3 protein-coding genes are annotated in these 2,752 nt (G+C 73.3%); all 3 read left to right on the forward strand.

Annotated features, from left to right (window positions below):
• Nucleotides 1–831 (forward strand): uroporphyrinogen-III C-methyltransferase (cobA, locus tag H0X00_RS23215; protein ID WP_293775184.1); only part of this gene is annotated, 831 nt, incomplete at its 5' end.
• A gap of 4 nt (nucleotides 832–835) precedes the next feature.
• Nucleotides 836–1,678, forward strand: a complete 843-nt coding sequence (locus tag H0X00_RS23220; protein WP_293775186.1) for an RNA methyltransferase — start codon at nucleotides 836–838, stop codon at nucleotides 1,676–1,678.
• Nucleotides 1,679–1,833: 155 nt separating this feature from the next.
• The coding region (locus H0X00_RS23225; RefSeq protein ID WP_293775188.1) for a serine/threonine-protein kinase at nucleotides 1,834–2,752 on the forward strand (919 nt) is incomplete at its 3' end.

The following is a 2,752-nucleotide window of genomic DNA, read 5'->3' on the forward strand; positions in this document are numbered from 1 at the left end:
GTGCGGGACCGTCTGCTCGGGGCGCTGCGCGACGGCTCGGTGGACACCACGGGGGTGCGCGAGCGGCGGGTCGGCGTCGCGCTGGTCGGCGGGGGACCGGGGGACCCGGACCTGATCACCGTGCGCGGGCGCCAGCTGCTGGCGCAGGCGGACGTGGTGATCGCCGACCGGCTCGCCCCGCCCGCGCTGCTGGCCGAACTCGGCCCGCACGTGGAGGTCATCGACGCCTCGAAGATCCCGTACGGACGCGCGATGGCTCAGCAGGCGATCAACGACGCGCTCGTCGAGCACGCGAGGGCCGGCAAGTTCGTGGTCCGCCTCAAGGGCGGGGACAACTACGTGTTCGGCCGGGGCTTCGAGGAGATCATGGCCTGCGCGGACGCGGGCATCCCCTGCATCGTGGTGCCGGGTATCAGCAGCTCGATCTCGGTGCCGGCCAGCGCCGGCATCCCGGTCACCCACCGCGGCGTCGCGCACGAGTTCACCGTCATCTCCGGGCACATCGGGCCCTCCCACGAGGACACGTTGACCGACTGGGCTGCGCTCGGTCGGATGCGCGGGACCCTCGTCGTGCTGATGGGCGTGGACAAGCTCGCCGCGATCGCCGCCGCGTTGATGGAGCACGGGCGCGACCCCGCGACCCCGGCGGCGGTGATCCAGGAGGGCACCACCAGCGCCCAGCGTTCGGTGCGCGCCCCCCTGAGCGGAATCGCCGCTGCGGTGATCGAGACCGGCATCCGTCCGCCGGCTGTCGTGGTGATCGGCGCGGTGGTCGCCCTCGGGGACGCCCTGCCCGGCCGGGATGTCATCCCCGACCGCGACACGCCGTAGCCGCGTGGTCGAGAGGGATGACATCCCCGGGGTCGTCCTGGTCAGCGACCCGGCCGACCCGCGGCTGGCCGACTACGAGCGCCTGACCGACGTCGGGCACCGGGTCCGCCGGGAGCCCGCGGCCGGGGTGTTCATCGCCGAGGGCGCGACCGTCCTGCAACGCGCCCTGGACGCCGGATTCACCCCGCGCTCGCTGTTGCTGGCCCCGAACCGGGTGGAGCCGGCGGCCGCCCTGGCCGCCGCCGTCGCCGAGCACGGCGCGCCGGTCTACGTCGCCGGGGCCGACCTGCTCGAACGTCTGACGGGGTATCACGTCCACCGCGGCCTGCTCGCCGCGATGGGTCGTCGCCCACTGCCGGAGATCCGGGAGCTGCTGGCCGGCGCCCGCCGCGTGGTGGTCTGCGAGGACATCGTGGACCACACGAACCTCGGTGCCCTGTTCCGCTGCGCGGCGGGCTTCGGGATCGACGCCGTCCTGGTCACTCCCTCCTGCGCCGACCCGCTCTACCGCCGGGCCATCCGCACCTCGATGGGCACCGTGTTCGCCGTGCCCTGGACCCGCCTGCAGTCCTGGCCGGCCGATCTCGCCCTGCTCCGCGCGGCAGGGTTCACCGTCGCGGCGCTGAGCCCCGGAACTGGCACCGGCACCCGGACCGCCGTCGAACTCGCCGAGTTCGCGGCGGCCGCACCGGAGCGGATCGCCTGGGTGGTGGGGACCGAGGGGGACGGCCTCGCCCCGGCGACGATCGAGCAGTCCGATATGTGCGTTCACATCGGGATGGAAGCGGGCGTCGACTCGTTGAATGTGGCGGCCGCGGCGGCCGTCGCCTTCTACGCCACACGGTGACGGTTACCGGATCTGTGACCCCTCTAGGCCGCTCGGGTGAAATGCGCCCAGGACGCGGTTTGGCGGGTGGATTGACCTGGGTAAGCACGTTCAGACCGTGCCAAGATCCGCCTCGTTGATCATTCCGTGATGACCGGACACGAGGTGGATTTACGGTGCTCCTCAATCCGGGTCTGGACATCCCTGGACTAACCGACGCCGAAGTGATCGGCCGCGGTGGTTTTGCGGTGGTCTACTGCGCGCGCCAGGCCACCTTGGACCGGCACGTCGCGGTGAAGGTCTCCACCGCCGGCAAGCGCGGCGCGGCCGAGTCGGCCGCCGAACGCTTCGCCCACGAGTGCGCCGCGCTGGGTCGACTGTCCGGGCATCCGCACGTCGTGCCGGTGCACGCCAGCGGCACTTTGCCCGACGGGCGGCCCTACCTGGTGATGGATCACCTCCGACGCGGAACGCTGCACGAGCACGTCACCCGTCGTGGTCCGCTGACCTGGCACCAGGTGGCCAGGCTCGGGATCAAACTGGCCGGGGCGCTGGAGTCCGCGCACCGCCTCGGGGTGCTGCACCGGGACGTGAAGCCGCAGAACGTGCTGCTCTCCGAGACCGGCGAGCCGCTGCTGGCCGACTTCGGCTCCGCCCTGGTCGACGGCCGCCGGGACACCCCCGTGCGGGGCGTCACCGGTTCGGTGCCGTACTGCGCGCCCGAGGTGCTCGGCGGCGAGCCGGCCACGCCGCGCTCGGACGTCTACTCCCTGGCCGCGACCCTGTACTTCCTGCTGGCCGGCGAGCCGCCGTTCACGACGGCGCCGGGCGAACCCCTGGTCACGCTCTACCTGCGGGTCGCCCAGGACCCGCCGCCGACCGCCCCCGGCTCTCCGGAGGCCCTGGTCCGGGTGCTGCAGGCGGCGCTGGCCAAGGACCCTGACCGGCGGCCTTCCGGGGCACTGGCCTTCGGTGTCGCTCTGCAGGACATTCTCGCCGCGGTGCGTCGGGCCGCCGCGGATCTGGTCGGCGTGCCGCAGCCCGCTGCGGCACGCGCAATCTCGGCGGGCGCCGGCCTGGAGGGGAGGTCCGGCG

The sequence above is a fragment of the Sporichthya sp. genome (assembly GCF_013815995.1).
Classification (GTDB): domain Bacteria; phylum Actinomycetota; class Actinomycetes; order Sporichthyales; family Sporichthyaceae; genus Sporichthya.